This is a genomic window from Pseudoalteromonas sp. P1-7a, from assembly GCF_001401855.1.
Lineage (GTDB): Bacteria > Pseudomonadota > Gammaproteobacteria > Enterobacterales > Alteromonadaceae > Pseudoalteromonas.
Genome location: NZ_LKDU01000171.1, coordinates 1 through 218 on the forward strand (window position 1 = coordinate 1; position 218 = coordinate 218).

Sequence of the window (218 nt, forward strand, 5' to 3'; positions counted from 1 at the left end):
GTGCTGTCGTTGGTGAGCGCTGGTGCATCCACATTCACACTTGGTGCGGTAGTATCGATGTTACCGCTGCCGGTGATATCAGTGCTGTTACCCGCCGCATCACTAATAGTCGCTTCAATGCTGTAAGGGCCTTCAGCCAATGCGTTTGGCACTTCGACTGAGAAGTTGCCGCTCGCATCCACAGTCGTCGTAAAGGTTTGCTCTACCCCTAAGTCGTC

The 218-nt window shown here is 53.7% G+C and carries 1 protein-coding gene; it reads right to left on the reverse strand.

The features are described 5' to 3' along the window. Window positions 1-218 (reverse strand): Ig-like domain-containing protein (locus tag AN389_RS20495; protein ID WP_160318655.1); only part of this gene is annotated, 218 nt, incomplete at both ends.